Origin of the sequence: Streptomyces tauricus, assembly GCF_014650955.1 — a bacterium.
Lineage (GTDB): Bacteria > Actinomycetota > Actinomycetes > Streptomycetales > Streptomycetaceae > Streptomyces > Streptomyces tauricus.
Genome location: NZ_BMVY01000009.1, coordinates 184,530 through 201,852 on the forward strand (window position 1 = coordinate 184,530; position 17,323 = coordinate 201,852).

Sequence of the window (17,323 nt, forward strand, 5' to 3'; positions counted from 1 at the left end):
CGCGGTCCGTCACGCGGAAGGCCCCAGGCGGAACAGCGCCCACACGACCTTGCCGTTCAGCGTGTTGGCGAGCGGGTGCCATCCCCAGCCGTCGGCGAAGGACTCGACCAGGAACAGGCCCCGCCCCGACTCCGCCGCGAAGTCGTCGGAGTCGCCCGCGACCGGGCTGTCGTGGCTGGGGTCGCGCACCGCGCACACCAGTCTCTCGGTCCACCGCATCAGGTGCAGCCGCACGGGCGGGTCCTGGTCGGCGGAGCGGGGGGTGTCCGCGGGCAGCGCGTGCCGCAGCGCGTTGGTGACGAGTTCCGAGACCACCAGACAGACGTCGTCGAAGCGGTTGCCCACGTCCCACTGGTCGAGCGTGCGGCGGGTGAACTGCCGTGCGTCGCGCACCGCTTCGTAACGGGGCGGGAGGGCGCAGGAGGCGGCGTTGGAGACGGCCGCCGGGTCAAGTGGCGGAAGCCCCTGCCTTAACGGCTCCAGCATGGTCGATCCATTCGTCCCCATGCGAGGCACTCCCGGGGTTCGCGGTCGTTGCGATGCAGCGGTGGCGCGAGACCATCGTTCCGTCTGCGTTCAGCAGATGCAAGGGCAGATGCACGTGCACGCGCCCGAATTGGACCTTCCCATACCGCTTCTTGGTGCTTTTTTCCGCCACCTCTCCGCCACATTTCTCGGTCTGGCTGGTCTTCTCCTTGTCGTTTCCTGTGTAACTCCCCTGAAAGCTTGCCGTTTCTGTAACCGAACGAGTACTGCTTGAAGTGTTTTAGTGGCAGACTGCGGCCCTTGAAGACGGGTTGGGGAGGCTGGCGAACGTGAGCGCGCAGGAGTCGGGATCGGTGGTACGGCGCATGCTGCTCGGCTCACATCTGAGGCGGCTGCGCGAATCGCGTGGGATCACCCGTGAGAAGGCCGGTTACTCCATCCGAGCCTCCGAATCGAAGATCAGCCGTATGGAGTTGGGTCGGGTGAGCTTCAAGACGAGAGACGTCGAGGATCTGCTGACGCTCTACGGGATCGCCGACGAGGCCGAGCGCAGATCACTGCTGTCGCTCGCCAAGGAGGCCAACGTCGCGGGCTGGTGGCACAGTTACTCGGACGTCCTGCCCAGCTGGTTCCCGACCTATGTCGGCCTGGAGGGCGCCGCGGCCCTGATCCGGTCGTACGAAGTGCAGTTCGTGCACGGTCTGCTGCAGACCGAGGCGTACGCGCACGCCGTCGTCACCCGGGGCATGCGGGGCGCGAGCGCGGCCGACATCGAACGGCGCGTGGCGCTGCGCCTGGAGCGCCAGAAGTATCTCGTGGCCGAGAGCGCGCCCGAGTTCCATGTGGTGCTGGACGAGGCCGCGTTGCGGCGGCCGTACGGCGACCGGAGCGTGATGCGCGGTCAGCTCCAGCACCTCATCGACATCTCCCAGCGCCCCAACGTGCGCCTCCAGGTGATGCCGTTCAGCTTCGGCGGGCACGCGGGCGAGAGCGGCGCCTTCACGATGCTGAGCTTCCCCGAGTCCGATCTGTCCGACGTGGTCTACCTGGAGCAGCTCACCAGCGCGCTGTATCTGGACAAGCGCGAGGACGTCGCCCAGTACGAGAAGGCGATGAAGGAGCTCCAGCAGGACAGTCCGGGCCCCGACGAGAGCCGCGATTTGCTCAGAGGACTGCTCCAACTCAGTTGAAACACCCGTACGATGACATGTGATCAGACCGTGAAGATGCATGGGCTGTTGCCTTGGGCAGCAAGGGATTGAGGGATCACATGTCGTCGTCCTACTTCACCGACCTGGCTCAGCAGTACATCGACGGCCGATGGCGTCCGGGTACCGGGTCCTGGGACATCATCGACTTCAATCCGTACGACGGTGAGAAGCTGGCCTCGATCACGATAGCCACGGTCGACGAGGTGGATGAGGCCTACCGGGCCGCCGCCCGCGCCCAGCGGGAATGGGCGGCGACGAACCCGTACGCGCGGCGCGCGGTGTTCGAGAAGGCGCTGCGGATCGTCGAGGAGCGCGAGCAGGAGATCGCCGAGGTGATCGTCGCGGAGCTGGGCGGCACGCGGCTGAAGGCCGGCTTCGAACTGCACCTCGCCAAGGAGTTCCTGCGCGAGTCGGTCAACCTGGCGCTGCGGCCCGAGGGAAAGATCATCCCCTCGCCCGGCGACACCAAGGAGAACCGCCTCTACATCGTGCCGGTCGGCGTCGTCGGTGTGATCAGCCCCTTCAACTTCCCGTTCCTGCTGTCGCTGAAGTCCGTGGCGCCCGCCCTGGCCCTCGGCAACGGCGTGGTTCTCAAGCCGCACCAGAACACCCCGATCGTGGGCGGTTCCCTGGTCGCGAAGATCTTCGAGGACGCGGGCCTGCCGGCCGGTCTGCTGAACGTCGTGATCACCGACATCGCGGAGATCGGCGACGCCTTCCTGGAGCACCCGGTCCCCAAGGTCATCTCCTTCACCGGCTCCGACAAGGTCGGCCGCCATGTCGCGACCGTGTGCGCCGCGCACTTCAAGCGCTCGATCCTCGAACTGGGCGGCAACAGCGCCCTGGTGGTCCTGGACGACGCCGACATCGACTACGCCGTGGACGCGGCCGTCTTCAGCCGGTTCGTGCACCAGGGCCAGGTCTGCATGGCCGCGAACCGCGTCCTCGTGGACCGTGCGGTCGAGGCGGAGTTCACCGAGAAGTTCGTCGCGAAGGTGAAGTCCCTCAAGGTCGGCGATCCGAGCGACCCGGCGACCGTGATCGGACCGGTCATCAACTCCTCGCAGGCGGACGCCCTTTCGTCGGTCGTGAGCCAGGCGCTCGCCGAGGGCGCGACCGCGCTCGTGCAGGGCACCACCACCGACAACCTGGTCGAGCCGACGGTCCTGACCGGTCTGCCCGCCGAGTCCGACATCCTCCGGCAGGAGATCTTCGGCCCCGTCGCGCTCCTCGTGCCGTTCGACGGCGAGGAGGAGGCGGTACGGATCGTCAACGACACGCCGTACGGGCTGAGCGGCGCCGTGCACACCGCCGACGTCGAGCGCGGTGTCTCCTTCGCCAAGCGGATCGACACGGGCATGTTCCACGTGAACGACGGCACCGTGCACGACGAGCCGCTGGTCGCCTTCGGCGGCGAGAAGTCCTCGGGTGTGGGCCGGCTGAACGGCGAGGCCACGGTCGAGGCCTTCACCACCCAGAAGTGGATCTCGGTCCAGCACGGCCGCAGCCTCTTCCCGTTCTGACCCTTCCCGTTCCGAATACAACCGTTCCGAATCCACCCGTTTACAACCGTTCCGAATCCACCCGTTCTGATTCCTCCCGTTCCGAGCGGTGGTGCGCCGGCAGGTTCGCGCCGGGTCCCGGTGGGCCCGGCGCCCGGTGCGGAGCGCGGCGTCCTACGCTTGACCGCATGTCAGCGATCCGCCTCCTCGTCCTCGGTGCCGTACGTCAGCACGGCCGGGCCCACGGCTACCAAGTGCGCAACGACCTGGAGTACTGGGGCGCGCACGAGTGGTCCAACGCCAAGCCGGGCTCGATCTACCACGCGCTCAAGCAGATGGCGAAGCAGGGAATGCTGATCGCCCACGAGATCGCGCCCTCCACGGTCGGCGGCCCGCCGCGCACGGAGTACGAGATCACGGAGAAGGGCACGCAGGAGTACCTCACCCTGCTGCGCGAGTCCCTGACCTCGTACGACCAGAAGCCGGACGTCCTCTCCGCGGCGCTCGGCTTCGTGGTGGACCTCGGCCGCGAGGAGGCGCTCGAACTCCTGGAGGAGCGGGTGCGGGGCATCGAGGAGTGGCGCACCGCCGTCACCGAGCACTACGTGCCGGCCGACGGGCCCGGACAGCTCGGCCACATCGGCGAGATCATGAACTTCTGGGTCCACTCCGCCGACAGCGGCGCCGAGTGGACCCGCGGTCTGATCCAGCGGATCAAGGGGGGCGCGTACACCTTCGCGGGGGAGGGCGAGCCGTTCGTGGGGGTGCTCTCGGCAGGCGAGGAGAACCCGTACAGCACGGGAGAGACGCATCCGGAAGACGCCGAATAATCAAGTTTGACTAAAGCCTTTCGTGGGCATACCCTCCGCCTGTGACCTGGTAGTCAAGTTTGAGTACCAGGGAGATGTCTGTATATGGAGGGAGCCCGATGACTGACGTGATCGTCGTCGAGGGCGTTCGGAAGCGGTACGGGGACAAGGACGCGCTGGACGGGCTCGACCTGCGGATCGCGCGCGGCACGGTGCACGCGCTGCTCGGCCCCAACGGCGCGGGCAAGACGACGCTGGTCAGGGTCCTGTCCACGCTGCTGCGGCCCGGCGGGGGCCGGGTGGAGGTGGCCGGACACGACGTGGTGACCCAGGCACGGGAGGTGCGTCGCCGGATCGGCCTGCTCGGCCAGCACGCGGCACTCGACGAGGAACTGGGCGGACGGCAGAACCTGGAGATGTTCGGCCGCCTCTACCACCTGAGCGCCCGGCACGCGCGCGTACGGGCCGACGAGCTCCTGGAGCGCTTCGGCCTCGCGGACACGGGCCGCAAGGCGGTGAAGCGGTACAGCGGCGGCATGCGGCGGCGCCTCGATCTGGCCGCCTCGCTCATCACCGAACCGGAGGTGCTCTTCCTGGACGAGCCGACCACGGGCCTCGACCCGAGGGGCCGCACCGAGGTGTGGGAGGCGGTGCGCTCCCTGGTCGGCGGCGGTACGACGGTGCTGCTCACCACGCAGTACCTGGAGGAGGCGGACCAGCTCGCCGACGGGATCTCGCTCCTGGACCGGGGGCGGATCGTGGCGGGCGGCACGGCGAACGAACTGAAGGCGCTGGCGGGCGGCGACCGGATCGACGTGGTGCTGCGGGACGGCGGCCAGCTGGGCGCCGCGGTGGCACTGCTGCCGCTCGCCAGGGCGGAGATCTCGGTGGACGTGGACCGGCGGCTGCTGAGCGCCCCGGTCGTGGACCGTATGAAGGCGCTCGCCGGGGTCGTACGGGCCCTGGAGGAGGCCGGCATAGAGGCGGAGGACGTGGCGCTGCGGCGGCCGACGCTGGACGAGGTGTTCCTGCGTCTGACCGCGGACGGCGACCTCGGATCCGACCCGGCGAAGGAGGCGGTGTGAGTACGTACGCGCTGAGCGATTCCTGGGTCATGACCCGCCGCGAACTCGCCCACTGGGTGCGGCAGCCGGCCCAGGTCCTGGTCGGCCTGGTCTTCCCCGTCATGCTGCTGCTGATGTTCAGCTACCTGATCGGCGGCGGCCGGGGCGTCGAGGGCGACTACGTCGACTTCCTGGTGCCCGGCATGTTCGCGCTGACCATGGCCTTCGGCCTGGAGGGCACGATGCTGGCCGTCACCCAGGACCTCAACAAGGGAGTGATCGACCGCTTTCGCTCGATGCCGATGGCCAACGGGGCTGTCCTGGTGGGCCGTTCGGCCGCCGACATGCTCCAGTCGGCGCTCGGCCTGTTCGTGCTGATGGGGGTCGGGTACGCGCTGGGCTGGCGCGCGCACGGCACCTTCGGCGCCTTCATGGGCGCCGTGGGCCTGCTTCTGCTGCTGCGGTTCGCGATGCTGTGGATCGGTATCCTGCTGGCGATGGTGGCCGGGAAGCCGGAGATGGTGCAGGCCGTGCAGATCCTGGTCTGGCCCGTCGGCTTCCTCTCCAACGCCATCGCGACCCCGGAGTCCATGCCGGACTGGCTGGCCACGGTCGTCGACTGGAACCCGCTGTCCCAGACGGCGACGGCGGTACGCGACCTGTTCGGCTCGCCGGGCGCCGAGTCGGGTCACATCTGGGCGGCGGTCGTTTGGCCGCTGGCCCTGCTGGCGGTGTTCTTCCCCCTGGCGGTACGGAAGTTCGGAGGGCTGAGCAAGTAGTGCCGGGCGAGTGGCTCCGAGCGGGTGACGACGGCGGGGCGCCCGGTGACCCGGGCGCCCCGGTGAGCGGGCGGACCGCGGCAGTGCCCGCCCGCTCAGTGATGGAAGCCGGTCGCCGCTTCCTTGTCCCGTGTCGCGGGGCCCTGCTGGCGGCGCAGTTCCGGCAGGAGGCGCTGCAGGTCCTCCAGGAACAACTGGGCGAGGTCGGAGGAGAAGCCGTTGCGGCACACCACCCGCAGGACGGACAGGTCCTCGCGATTGGCCGGGAAGGTGTACGCGGGCAGCAGCCAGCCCCGCTCCCGCATGCGCCGGGACACGTCGAAGACGTCGAACGCCGTGATGTCCGGGGCGGTGGTGAAGGCGAACACCGGCAGCTCGTCGCCCCGGGTGAGGAGCCGGAACTCGTCCAGGGCCCCGATCCGGTCGGCGAGCCCCGTGGCGACGTCCCGGGTCGTCTGCTGGACGGCCCGGTAGCCCTCCCGGCCCAGCCGCAGGAAGGTGTAGTACTGCGCCACCACCTGGGCCCCGGGCCGGGAGAAGTTGAGCGCGAAGGTCGGCATGTCGCCGCCCAGGTAGTTCACCCGGAAGACCAGTTCCTCCGGCAGCTCCGCGGGCGAGCGCCACAGCGCCCAGCCGACCCCCGGGTAGACCAGCCCGTACTTGTGCCCCGAGGTGTTGATGGAGGCGACCCGCGGCAGCCGGAAGTCCCAGACCAGGTCCTCGTCCACGAAGGGCGCCACCATCGCGCCGGACGCGCCGTCCACGTGGACGGGGATGTCCAGGCCCGTGCGGGTCTGCAACTCGTCGAGCGCGGCGCAGAGTTCGGCGATCGGCTCGTACGACCCGTCGAAGGTGGAGCCGAGGACGCCGACGACCCCGATGGTGTTCTCGTCGCAGAGTTCGGCGGCGGCCTTCGGGTCGAGGTGGAAGCGGTCGCCCTCCATCGGCACCTGGCGGGCCTCGACCTCCCAGAAGTTGCAGAACTTGTCCCAGCAGACCTGCACGTTGACGCCCATGACGAGGTTCGGGCGGGCTCCCGGATACCGGTCCGCGTTCCGCCGGGTCCAGCGGCGCTTGAGCGCCATGCCCGCGAGCATGCACGCCTCGCTCGACCCGGTGGTGGAACAGCCCACGGCGGCGGCCGGGTCCGGCGCGTTCCACAGATCGGCGAGCATCGCCACGCACCTGCGCTCCAGCTCGGCCGTGCGCGGGTACTCGTCCTTGTCGATCATGTTCTTGTCCCGGCACTCGCCGAGCAGTACGTCGGCCTGCGGCTCCATCCAGGTGGTGACGAAGGTCGCGAGGTTGAGCCGGGAGTTGCCGTCCAGCATCAGCTCGTCGTGCACCAGCTGATAGGCGGTGGAGGGAGTCAGCGGTCCGTCGGGCAGCCGGTGCTGGGGCGGGGCCTCGGTCATGCCGCCGACCGGATTCGCCTCCCCGTAGAAGGGGTTGACGGTCGAGGGGTGCTCGTCGGACTTCGCGGGGCCTTGGTGGAGCGCCATGATGCCTCCGGTCGTCTGGACGGGGGTCCAGGGGGTCGAGGGGGTCCAGGACTCCATGGTGGGCCACCCTCACGCCAAAAGCGGGTAAAAGCGACATCGTGTGAGGCGGCTGTCCGGCTTGCACCTCACGTGGCGTGAGGCGTCAGCCTGGACCGCGTACCGAGTTGTGTACCGAGAAGAGGGAGCGGAGGCCATGAGCTACCCCGTGGGAGAGGTCGCCGGTCTCGCCGGAGTGACGGTGCGGACGCTGCACCACTACGACGAGATCGGGCTGCTCGTACCGGGCGGTCGCAGCCACGCGGGCCACCGGCGCTACAGCGACGCCGACCTGGACCGGCTGCAGCAGATCCTGTTCTACCGGGAGCTGGGGTTTCCGCTCGACGAGGTCGCGGCCCTGCTCGACGACCCGGAGGCGGACCCGCGCGCGCACCTGCGCGGACAGCACGACCTGCTGACCGCCCGGATCGAGAAGCTGCAGAAGATGGCCACGGCCGTGGAGCACGCCATGGAGGCACGCACGATGGGAATCAGGCTCACACCCGAGGAGAGGTTCGAGGTCTTCGGCGGCAAGGACCCCGAGGAGCACGCCCAGGAGGCCGAGCGCCGCTGGGGCGGCACGGAGGCGTACGCCGAGTCGCGGCGCCGCACCGCCCGCTACGGCAAGGACGACTGGAAACGGATGCAGGCCGAGGTCGCCTCCTGGGGCGGGCGTTACGACGCCCTCATGGCGTCCGGCGAACCCGCCACGGGGGAGCCGGCCATGGACATGGCCGAGGAGCACCGGCAGCACATCACCCGCTGGTTCTACGCGTGCTCGTACGACATCCATCGCGGGCTCGGCGAGATGTACGTCGCCGACGAACGGTTCAAGGAGTTCTACGACTCCATGCGCCCGGGCCTCGCCGAGCACCTCAGGGACGCGATCACGGCGAACGCGGCCCGGCACGAGGGATAGGGCCCGTCACGAGGGATAAGGCCCGGCACGAGGGATAGGGCTCGTCACGGGAACAGTGGCCCGGTAAGGGGCGTCGGCAATGGCCGACGCCCCTTACCGAAGCGTCGCGCTACTCCTTGACCATCACCACGGCCGTGCCGTACGCGCACACCTCCGTGCCCACGTCCTGCGCGTCCGTCACGTCGAAGCGGAACATCAGCACGCCGTTGGCGCCCCGTGCCCGCGCCTGCTCGACGAGCCGTTCCATGGCCTGGTTGCGGGTCTCCACCAAGGTCTTGGTGAGGCCCTTCAGCTCGCCCCCGATCATCGACTTCAGCCCCGCGCCGATCTGGCTGCCCAGATGTCTGGAGCGGACCGTCAGCCCGAAGACCTCACCGATGACCTGCTCGACCCGGTAACCGGGCACGTCGTTCGTCGTCACGACCAGTACGTCGGGCTGAGGGCCCTGGCCCCCGCCGTATTCTTCGATACCCATGGCCCACAGCTTTGTCCCAGTCGGGGCACAGTGCATCCTGTAGGAGCCGGTGGAACCTGGTCCCATCGTGGCGCGTTGATAACTTTGGTCGGCCACACCTTCGCCCGCCGCCGCATCCACCACCCTCAGGAGCCCGGAATCGTGACGACGCTTGCCCTTGGCCCGAGCTGGTTGGATCCGGACTACCTGCTGGACTCGTTCGGTATCTGGGGCCTGCTCCTCATCGTCTTCGCCGAGTCGGGCCTGCTCATCGGCTTCTTCCTGCCGGGTGACTCGCTGCTGTTCACGGCGGGCATGCTGATCACCTCGGACGCCCTGGACTTCCCGCTGTGGGGCGCGGTCGTCCTGATCTGCATCGCCGCCATCGTCGGTGACCAGGTGGGGTACATGTTCGGCAAGAAGGTGGGGCCGTCGCTCTTCACCCGGCCGGACTCCCGCCTCTTCAAGCAGGAGAACGTCACCAAGGCGCACGAGTTCTTCGAGAAGCACGGCCCGAAGTCGCTGGTGCTGGCCCGGTTCGTGCCCATCGTGCGCACGTTCACGCCGATCATCGCCGGTGTCAGCGGCATGAAGTACCGCTCGTTCCTGATCTTCAACGTGATCGGCGGCATCCTCTGGGGCGCGGGCGTCACCCTGCTCGGTTCCTGGCTCGGCAGCATCGAGTTCGTCCGCAAGAACATCGAGCCGATCCTGCTCCTGATCGTCTTCATCTCGGTGGTCCCGATCATCATCGAGTTCCTGCGCGCCCGCGGAAAGTCCAAGAAGGACACGGCGAACGGGTCGCAGGCCGAGTCCCAGGCCACCCCCGCCCCGCGGACGGGCCCCGTCATGGACGACCGCACGGCCCAGCTCCGCCAGATCCCGCAGCCCCACCAGAACGGCTACGACCAGCGGCACGACCAGGGGTACGGCCAGGACCGGGGCTACGGAGACCAGGGCTACGGGGACCAGGGCCACCAGCAGCAGTACGACCAGTACGGCAACCCGATCCAGCAGCAGGACTACTACCAGCAGCAGCCGTACGGCCAGGACCAGAACTACGGGCAGCAGCAGTGGCAGTACCCCGACGACCAGCAGCAGTACCAGCAGGGCCAGCAGCAGCCCTACCCGTACGGCCAGGACTACCCCCGCAGCTGATTTCGGCGCCCCGCGCCCTTCAGCCGGCGGCCGGCCGAACGACGGCACAGGGCACCCCGCGCCCTTCAGGGGCGCGGGGAACGGCGCCCTCTCAGAACCCTCGGGTCCGCTTCGCCGCCCGCCGGGCCCCCGCCGCGGCTCCCGGCAACCGCAGGAACAGCCGCGAGATCTCGGACCCCAGGTTCATCCCGATCGCGATGGCCATCGCGAGCGCGGCGGCCTTGCTGAGCTGTACGAGGCCCTGGTCGACGTCGTTCTGGGCGATGGCGAGCAGCCCGAAGTACGTGGCGGAGCCGGGCAGCAGCGGCCCGATCGCGGCGGTCGTGTACGGCAGCGCGGAAGCGAACCGGTAGCGCGACATGAGCTGCCCGAAGAGCCCCACCAGACCGGCGGCCACCGCCGTAGAGGCGACCGGTGAGATCCCGCCCGCGTAGTGCATCGCGCCGTACACGCTCCACGCGACCCCGCCGTTGAGGGTCACGACCAGCACGGTCGAACGTTCCTGCTGGAGCAGTACCGCGAAGGCGAGCGTCAGCAGCATCGACGCGCCGATCTGCCACAGCGGCCGGTTGGTCGACAGCAGGGCCGCGTCCGGGTTGAGCTGGGCGCCCAGCGTCACCCCGAAGTACAGGATCACCAGGACACCGATGACGATGCCCACGTAGAAGTACATGACTTCCAGGAGCCGGGCCGACGCGGTGATGTAGTAGCCGGTCAGGCCGTCCTGGACGCCCGCCACCAGCGCCCTTCCTGGCAGCAACGCGAACAGTCCACCGGTGATCACCGCGGACGCCCGTACGTCGACGTGCGCGATCGTGAGCGCGGCGCCGATCGCGGCGGCCGGCATCGCGGCCACGGTGAACTGGTAGAACTCCGGCAGCCCGCGCCCGGCGCACAGCCACGCCAGCCGGTCGCCCAGCATCGCGCCGACGACCGCCGCGACGAACACGATGAGGTCACCACCGACGAGCACGGAGGCCGCGCCCGCGAGCAGCCCGGTGGCGAGGGTCAGCACCCAGCCGCTGTACGGGTGCCGGTTGCGGCGGATCTCCGCGAGCCGCCGGTAGGCCTCCTCAAGGGAGACCTCGATCTCGTCGTCGCTGATGTCGTCGACGAGTTGGTACACGGCCGCCAGCCGCGTGTAGTCGGTGCCCCGGCGCCGCACGGTCCGCGACGCGGTCACCGGGTCGTCGACCAGCGAGGGCTGGTACGAGATGGACAGCAGGGTGAAGGTGACGTTCGGCTCGCAGCGGTCGAGGCCGTAGGAGCGGCAGACGGCGAACATCGCCGCGTCCACGTCCTCGGCACCCTCGCCGCCCGCGAGCAGCAGCTCGCCGACACGCAGGGTCAGGTCGAGGACGCGCGGTACGGCGGGACCCTCGTCCTCCGTCTTCTGCACGGTCTCGGGCACGGGCCGGTCGGCGACCGGCATGCGCAGCATCGTGCGCATGCGGTCCTGCCAGGGGGCGTCCTTGATGAGGTCGACCCGCGGTATGCCCGCCGGCGGGGTGAAGGCGGGCGGCGCGTCCCGGGAGCTGTACGTCCTCGGCATGCTGAACGCCGACCCCTCGGGGTCGGCGACGGGCGGCTGCGCGACGCCGTAGCCCTTGGGCAGCGCGAACTCGGACGTCGTCGAGGACTCCTCCTCGACCGGCGGGGCCTGCGTCACCACACCGCTCGGTGGCACGAAGGCGCTGCGTGCCTCGTCCGACTGCGGCTTGCGGTCCTCGGCGTCCGATTCCGTCACGCACTACTCCTGGTTCGCACGTCCAGTACGCCCCAGTATGCGCACTGATACACAAACGGGCCGCGCGACCCGGTCGGGGTCACGCGGCCCGCAGGACACAGGGTGATCAGTGACCGCCCGCGTCCTTGGCGCGCTTGTACGAACGCTCGATCTCGGCCTCGGCGTCCGTGCGCCCGACCCAGTTGGCGCCCTCGACGGACTTGCCCGGCTCCAGGTCCTTGTAGACCTCGAAGAAGTGCTGGATCTCCAGACGGTCGAACTCCGACACGTGGTGGATGTCGCGCAGGTGCTCCACGCGCGGGTCGTGCGCGGGGACGCAGAGCAGCTTGTCGTCGCCGCCGGCCTCGTCCGTCATACGGAACATGCCGATCGTGCGGCACTGGATGAGGCAACCGGGGAAGGTCGGCTCGTCCAGGATGACCAGCGCGTCCAGCGGGTCGCCGTCCTCGCCGAGGGTGTTCTCGACGAAGCCGTAGTCGGCCGGGTAGCTGGTCGAGGTGAAGAGGCGACGGTCCAGACGGATCCGACCGGTCTCGTGGTCCACCTCGTACTTGTTCCGTGAACCCTTCGGAATCTCGATCGTGACGTCGAACTCCACCGGTGGCTCCTCCATGATCAACACATAGTTCTGGTGGTTAAGTGTCCCTCACGCAGGTGTGTGATCGCGAAAGGGGCTGGTGGTCGTGCCAGAGCTGAGGGCTTGGCGGGCCGCGAGACCGCATGTGGTGCGGGTCGCGCGATCCGTGGGACCGCAACTCGTACGGGCGGCGGAAGCCGTGAAGCCACCGCTCGTACGGGCGGCGGAAGCTGCGAAACCACCGCTCGCCCGGGCGACTGGAGTCGTGAAACCGCTGGTCAAGCGGCCGTCCACCGTGCAGTTCACGACGGGCGCCGCCACCCTCGGACTCGTCGTGGCGGCCACCGTGGTCACCGCGGCCGGGCCCTGGGACTCCACCGGTCAGCGTACGGCGGAGCGCGACTGGGCCGCATCGCGGGAGCGCGCAGGTGGCGCAGATCACGGTGCTGTGTCCGGTTCGTCCGGCAAGGAGCCGGCGCCCGCGCCGAGCGCCGTGTCCGTGCTCACCGGCCTCGGCGGCCTCAAGGGCTCCGCGCCGTCCCCCACGGAGAAGGCCCTGGGGGGCGTCCTCGGACCGCTGCTCGACGATCCCGCGCTCGGCTCCGACCGCGCGGGCGCCGTCGTCGACATGGCCACCGGCAAGCGCCTGTACGGCAAGGGCGCGGACGATCCGCTGACCCCGGCCTCCACCACGAAGATCGCGACGGCCGTGGCGGCGCTCACCGCGGCCGGCGCGGACCACCGCATCGCGACCCGGGCCGTCCTGGAACCCGGCACCGAGGAAGTCGTCCTCGTCGGCGGCGGCGATCCCACGCTGACCGCCCGCAAGGACGCGGACGGCAACGCGAGCCTGCGCGACCTCGCCGACGACACGGCCCGCGCCCTCAAGTCCCGCAAGGCCGGCGGCAAGGGCGGCGAGGTGACGCTCTCGTACGACACCTCGCTGTACGCGGGCACCGCCGCGCACCCCATCGGCGCCGACAACACCAACCTCGCCCCGGTCACCGCCCTGATGGCCGACGAGGGCCGCCTCGACGACTCCTCCAGCGGGCCCGCGGACCGCAGTGACGATCCGGCGGCCGACGCGGCCGAGAAGTTCGCGGACCTCCTCCACGAGCGGGGCATCAGGACCACGGTCCCCGGTACCTCGAAGGCGTCCGCCCGCGCCAAGACCCTCGCCACCGTCAAGTCACCGCCGCTGTCCGCGCTCGTCGAACGCATGCTGACCAGCAGCGACAACGACATCGCCGAGGCCCTCGCCCGCCAGACCGCCCTCGCCGCGGGCGAACCGGCGAGCTTCAAGGGCGGCGGCGCGGCGACCCACGAGCAGCTGAAGAAGCTCGGACTGCCCCTCAAGGGGGCGAAGTTCGCGGACGGCAGCGGGCTGGACCGCGCGGACAAACTCACCGCGGACCTGCTCACGGCCCTGCTGGCCGAGGCGGCCGATCCGGACCGCCCCGAGCTGCGCCCGGTCCTCACCGGCCTGCCCGTCGCCGGGTTCACCGGCACCCTCAGCAAGCGGTACGCGGGTCAGCCCGGCACCGGGCTCGTACGCGCCAAGACCGGCACCCTGACCGGCGTCCACACCCTCGCGGGCACGGTCGTCGACAGTGACGGCCGCCTCCTGGCCTTCGCCTTCCTGACGGAGTCCGACCCACCCACGGACGCGACAACCACCCAGCAGGGCCTGGACACCCTGGCCTCGACGTTGGCAACCTGCGGCTGCGACTGACCCCTCTCCGCCGCCCGGCCCCGCCCCACCAGGGGCGCGGGGAACGGCGCACCCAGCCACGACGCACCCGCACCCGCACCCGCCCGCCGACCCGCCCCCTCCGACAAGGGGGCGCGGGGAACGGCGCAAGCGGCCACAGGGGACCCGCACGGTCCCAGGAGGCGCACCCCCACGGCCCACCCCTGCCCCCAGCGCCAGCGCTCACGTACGGTTGGCAGCATGACGAGCATCCGTGGTGCCGAGATGGTCGACTGGAATCTCGCGGTGGCGACCGCGACCCGGCTCGTACGGCCGGGCCCAGAAGCGAGCCGAGACGAGGCCAGGGCAGTCGTCGCCGAGCTGCGCCGGCATGCAAAGGCGTCGGAGGAACACGTCCGCGGCTTCACGCGGATGGGCGGGGACGACCTCCACGACACCCCCGTACTCGTCGTCGACCGCCCGGGCTGGGTCCGGGCGAACGTCGCCGGGTTCCGGGAGATCCTCAAACCGCTCCTCGACAAGATGCAGGAACGTCGCGGCAACACCCCGGGCGGAGCCGTCCTCGGCGCCGTCGGCGGCAAGGTCACCGGCGTCGAACTGGGCATGCTGCTGTCCTTCCTGTCCTCCAGGGTCCTGGGCCAGTACGAGACGTTCGCCCCGGCCACCCGGGAACTGCCCGCCGGGCAGAACGGCGGCGGCAGGCTCCTCCTGGTGGCCCCGAACATCGTGCACGTGGAGCGCGAACTCGACGTCCAGCCCCACGACTTCAGGCTCTGGGTCTGCCTCCACGAGGAGACCCACCGCACGCAGTTCACGGCCGTGCCCTGGCTGCGCGACCACCTGGAGGGTGAAATCCAGTCGTTCTTGGGGGAGACCGAGGTCGACCCCATGACCGTCCTGGAACGCGTCCGCGAGGCCGCCCAGTCCCTCACGGGCAGCCGTCCCGAGGGCGAGGAGGGTGACGAGGCCCGCTCCATCGTCGAGATCGTGCAGACCCCCGCCCAGCGCGAGATCCTCGGCAGGCTCACCGCGGTGATGTCACTCCTGGAGGGCCACGCGGACTTCGTGATGGACGGCGTCGGACCCGCCGTGGTCCCGTCCGTCGCCGAGATCCGCGAGAAGTTCCAGCAGCGGCGCGCCCGCGGCGCCTCCCGCCTCGACCTCGCCCTGCGCAAGCTGCTGGGCCTGGACGCGAAGCTGCGCCAGTACCGGGACGGCGAGCGCTTCGTCCGCGCGGTCGTGGGCGAGGTGGGCATGGACGGCTTCAACCGCGTGTGGACCTCGCCGAACACACTTCCCACCAAGTCGGAGATCGCCAAACCCGCGGACTGGGTCGCGCGGGTGCACCGTAAGGCAGAGTCGTGAATTGAATTCGGCCGACGGCAGGTGAACGCCCCTCCAATCACCCGTCCGAGGGACCGTGAGCCATGGGTAGGCGTGCAATGCTCGGGGAACGGCCCGGTTCTGTCACCATCGACACACTCTGAGTGACCGAACCCGGGCTCACCCCCCGACAATTTCATGAAGGGAACCGGACATGGGTCCCCATCCTGCGGTCGCGGCGATACGCCTGGCGGTCCGCCGCGTACTCCATGACGTCCTCACCGATCACGCCCCCTCGCTCGACCCCGATCGCGTCCCCGACACGCCCTCGCGTGCGCCGCTCGTGCTGGTCGCGTGCTCCGGCGGCGCCGACTCCATGGCGCTCGCCTCGGCCCTCGCCTTCGAGGCACCCAAGCTCGGCATCCGCGCCGGCGGCGTCACCGTGGACCACGGTCTGCAGTCCGGTTCCGACCTGCGCGCCGACGAGGTCGTCCTGCGGCTCACCGAGCTGGGACTGGCCCCCGCCGAGTCCATCGCGGTGAGCGTCGGCCGTGACGGGGGCCCCGAGGCCGCCGCCCGCGACGCGCGGTACGCCGCCCTGGACGACGCGGCCGACCGTCACGAGGCCGCCGCGGTCCTGCTCGGGCACACCCGCGACGACCAGGCCGAAACCGTCCTGCTCGGTCTCGCGCGCGGCTCCGGGACCCGCTCCCTGTCCGGCATGGCCGCCGTCTCCGGCGGGCCGGGCGCCGACCGCCGCTACCGCCGTCCCTTCCTGCACCTGGACCGGCAGACCGCCCGCAAGGCCTGCATGGTCCAGTCGCTGCCCGTCTGGGACGACCCGCACAACGCCGATCCGGCGTACACCCGCTCCCGGCTGCGCCACGAGGGGCTGCCCGCCCTGGAGAAGGCGCTCGGCAAGGGCGTCGTCGAGGCACTCGCCCGTACGGCCCAGCTGTCCCGTGACGACGCCGACGCGCTCGACGCGTGGGCCGGCCGGGCCGAGGCCTCCGTACGCGACGCGGCGGGCCTCCTGGAGTGCGCCAAGCTGTACGCCCTGCCGCCCGCCGTGCGCCGCCGCATCCTGCGCCGGGCCGCCATCGAGGCCGGGGCGCCCGCCGGTTCGCTGTTCGCCCGGCACATCGAGGAGATCGACCGGCTGATCACCGGCTGGCGAGGCCAGGGAGCCATCAACCTCCCGGGCAAGGTCGTCGCCCAGCGGCAGGGTGGCAGACTGGTGATTCGGCAAGGCTGAAAAAGAGTCGCCCTTCGGGTGGCGACTCCCCCGGAGGGCAACCCCTTCGGGGAGCGGCCCCTCTTCGCTGAGGGCCGGGAAGCAGCCGGTGGGACGACCGAAAGTGATGCGGGTGGACGCGAAAGACCTGGGCACCGACCTCCAGTCGGTGCTCATCACCAAGGAAGAGATCGACGCGAAGCTGGTCGAGCTGGCCGCGAAGATCGACGCGGAGTACGCGGGCAAGGACCTGTTGATCGTCGGTGTCCTCAAGGGCGCCGTGATGGTCATGGCGGACCTGGCCCGGGCCCTGTCCACCCCCGTCACCATGGACTGGATGGCCGTCTCCTCGTACGGCGCGGGCACCCAGTCCTCCGGAGTGGTGCGGATCCTCAAGGACCTCGACACCGACATCAAGGGCAAGCACGTCCTGATCGTCGAGGACATCATCGACTCGGGCCTGACGCTGTCCTGGCTGATCTCCAACCTCGGCTCCCGCGAGCCCGCGTCCCTCAAGGTGTGCACGCTGCTGCGCAAGCCGGAGGCCGCGAAGGTCGCAATCGACGTGGAGTGGGTCGGCTTCGACATCCCGAACGAATTCGTCATCGGGTACGGCCTCGACTACGCGGAGAAGTACCGGAACCTCCCGTTCGTCGGTACGCTCGCGCCCCATGTCTACGGCGGCTGAGGCACCCTGGACGGGTGACTCACCCTGACGGGGGTCAAGCCCCCGTGGGACGGCCGGGAACCCCAGGGGGTTCCGCGCCGTTGGAGCATACGTAGACGGGGCTTGTCAGCCGGACCGTGCAGC

The 17,323-nt window shown here is 70.0% G+C and carries 16 protein-coding genes; 11 read left to right on the forward strand and 5 right to left on the reverse strand.

The annotated features are described in order from the left end of the window. Positions 1-9 precede the first annotated feature (9 nt). Positions 10-507: an ATP-binding protein gene (locus tag IE278_RS17185; protein ID WP_189773207.1), complete on the reverse strand. Its 498-nt coding sequence runs from the start codon at positions 505-507 to the stop codon at positions 10-12. Between the two features lie 332 nt (positions 508-839). Between IE278_RS17185 and IE278_RS17190 the strand changes: the two genes are divergently transcribed. The 5 genes from IE278_RS17190 (at position 840) to IE278_RS17210 (ending at position 5,851) form a co-directional block, all read left to right on the forward strand. Next, complete coding sequence (locus IE278_RS17190; protein ID WP_490862767.1) at positions 840-1,676, forward strand: Sco1979 family transcriptional regulator; 837 nt, start codon at positions 840-842, stop codon at positions 1,674-1,676. An 80-nt stretch (positions 1,677-1,756) separates the two neighbouring features. Further along, entirely contained in the window at positions 1,757-3,220 is a 1,464-nt protein-coding gene (locus IE278_RS17195; RefSeq protein WP_189773208.1) for an aldehyde dehydrogenase family protein, read from the forward strand. A 167-nt stretch (positions 3,221-3,387) separates the two neighbouring features. Next, positions 3,388-4,029, forward strand: coding sequence for a PadR family transcriptional regulator (locus tag IE278_RS17200; RefSeq protein WP_189773209.1), 642 nt, complete (start codon positions 3,388-3,390; stop codon positions 4,027-4,029). Positions 4,030-4,127: 98 nt separating this feature from the next. After that, positions 4,128-5,093, forward strand: coding sequence for an ATP-binding cassette domain-containing protein (locus IE278_RS17205; RefSeq protein ID WP_189773211.1), 966 nt, complete (start codon positions 4,128-4,130; stop codon positions 5,091-5,093). Further along, positions 5,090-5,851, forward strand: coding sequence for an ABC transporter permease (locus tag IE278_RS17210; RefSeq protein ID WP_189773213.1), 762 nt, complete (start codon positions 5,090-5,092; stop codon positions 5,849-5,851). Before IE278_RS17205 ends, IE278_RS17210 begins: the two co-directional genes overlap by 4 nt. A 95-nt stretch (positions 5,852-5,946) precedes the next feature. Here the strand turns inward: IE278_RS17210 and gad are convergent, their stop codons facing one another. After that, positions 5,947-7,353 (reverse strand): glutamate decarboxylase, encoded by a 1,407-nt coding sequence (gad, locus tag IE278_RS17215; RefSeq protein ID WP_189773344.1) that lies wholly within the window; start codon positions 7,351-7,353, stop codon positions 5,947-5,949. 193 nt (positions 7,354-7,546) lie between these two features. Here gad and IE278_RS17220 point away from each other — a divergent pair, with 193 nt between their 5' ends. Then, positions 7,547-8,308, forward strand: coding sequence for a MerR family transcriptional regulator (locus IE278_RS17220; RefSeq protein ID WP_189773214.1), 762 nt, complete (start codon positions 7,547-7,549; stop codon positions 8,306-8,308). 109 nt (positions 8,309-8,417) lie between these two features. Here IE278_RS17220 and IE278_RS17225 read toward each other — a convergent pair whose 3' ends face one another. Next, positions 8,418-8,783: a YbjQ family protein gene (locus IE278_RS17225; RefSeq protein ID WP_189773216.1), complete on the reverse strand. Its 366-nt coding sequence runs from the start codon at positions 8,781-8,783 to the stop codon at positions 8,418-8,420. Between the two features lie 141 nt (positions 8,784-8,924). Between IE278_RS17225 and IE278_RS17230 the strand changes: the two genes are divergently transcribed. After that, on the forward strand, positions 8,925-9,920 hold the full coding sequence (locus IE278_RS17230) for a DedA family protein (protein WP_189773218.1): 996 nt from the start codon (positions 8,925-8,927) through the stop codon (positions 9,918-9,920). A 91-nt stretch (positions 9,921-10,011) separates the two neighbouring features. On the opposite strand, the gene IE278_RS17235 is transcribed toward IE278_RS17230, so the two are convergent. Both IE278_RS17235 and IE278_RS17240 read right to left on the reverse strand, forming a co-directional pair. Then, complete coding sequence (locus IE278_RS17235) at positions 10,012-11,607, reverse strand: threonine/serine exporter family protein (RefSeq protein ID WP_373312014.1); 1,596 nt, start codon at positions 11,605-11,607, stop codon at positions 10,012-10,014. A 166-nt stretch (positions 11,608-11,773) separates the two neighbouring features. Next, positions 11,774-12,265, reverse strand: coding sequence for an inorganic diphosphatase (locus IE278_RS17240; protein ID WP_107018199.1), 492 nt, complete (start codon positions 12,263-12,265; stop codon positions 11,774-11,776). A 79-nt stretch (positions 12,266-12,344) separates the two neighbouring features. Between IE278_RS17240 and dacB the strand changes: the two genes are divergently transcribed. The 4 genes from dacB to hpt all read left to right on the forward strand — a co-directional run bounded on the left by dacB (position 12,345) and on the right by hpt (position 17,200). Continuing rightward, entirely contained in the window at positions 12,345-13,976 is a 1,632-nt protein-coding gene (gene dacB / locus IE278_RS17245) for a D-alanyl-D-alanine carboxypeptidase/D-alanyl-D-alanine endopeptidase (protein ID WP_189773222.1), read from the forward strand. Positions 13,977-14,195: 219 nt separating this feature from the next. Next, the gene (locus tag IE278_RS17250; RefSeq protein WP_189773224.1) at positions 14,196-15,320 is read left to right on the forward strand and encodes an Rv3626c family coenzyme F420 biosynthesis-associated protein; all 1,125 of its coding nucleotides are present in this window, start codon (positions 14,196-14,198) and stop codon (positions 15,318-15,320) included. Positions 15,321-15,492: 172 nt separating this feature from the next. Continuing rightward, entirely contained in the window at positions 15,493-16,533 is a 1,041-nt protein-coding gene (gene tilS, locus IE278_RS17255; protein WP_189773226.1) for a tRNA lysidine(34) synthetase TilS, read from the forward strand. A gap of 106 nt (positions 16,534-16,639) precedes the next feature. Further along, on the forward strand, positions 16,640-17,200 hold the full coding sequence (hpt, locus tag IE278_RS17260; RefSeq protein WP_189773346.1) for a hypoxanthine phosphoribosyltransferase: 561 nt from the start codon (positions 16,640-16,642) through the stop codon (positions 17,198-17,200). Positions 17,201-17,323: the final 123 nt, after the last annotated feature.

Coding starts and splice junctions, on each gene's coding strand:
- IE278_RS17185 (WP_189773207.1), bottom strand. CDS start 507: ATGGGGACGAATGGATCGACCATGCTGGAGCCGTTAAGGCAGGGGCTT.
- IE278_RS17195 (WP_189773208.1), top strand. CDS start 1,757: ATGTCGTCGTCCTACTTCACCGACCTGGCTCAGCAGTACATCGACGGC.
- IE278_RS17200 (WP_189773209.1), top strand. CDS start 3,388: ATGTCAGCGATCCGCCTCCTCGTCCTCGGTGCCGTACGTCAGCACGGC.
- IE278_RS17205 (WP_189773211.1), top strand. CDS start 4,128: ATGACTGACGTGATCGTCGTCGAGGGCGTTCGGAAGCGGTACGGGGAC.
- gad (WP_189773344.1), bottom strand. CDS start 7,353: ATGGCGCTCCACCAAGGCCCCGCGAAGTCCGACGAGCACCCCTCGACC.
- IE278_RS17220 (WP_189773214.1), top strand. CDS start 7,547: ATGAGCTACCCCGTGGGAGAGGTCGCCGGTCTCGCCGGAGTGACGGTG.
- IE278_RS17225 (WP_189773216.1), bottom strand. CDS start 8,783: ATGGGTATCGAAGAATACGGCGGGGGCCAGGGCCCTCAGCCCGACGTA.
- IE278_RS17250 (WP_189773224.1), top strand. CDS start 14,196: ATGACGAGCATCCGTGGTGCCGAGATGGTCGACTGGAATCTCGCGGTG.
- tilS (WP_189773226.1), top strand. CDS start 15,493: ATGGGTCCCCATCCTGCGGTCGCGGCGATACGCCTGGCGGTCCGCCGC.
- hpt (WP_189773346.1), top strand. CDS start 16,640: ATGCGGGTGGACGCGAAAGACCTGGGCACCGACCTCCAGTCGGTGCTC.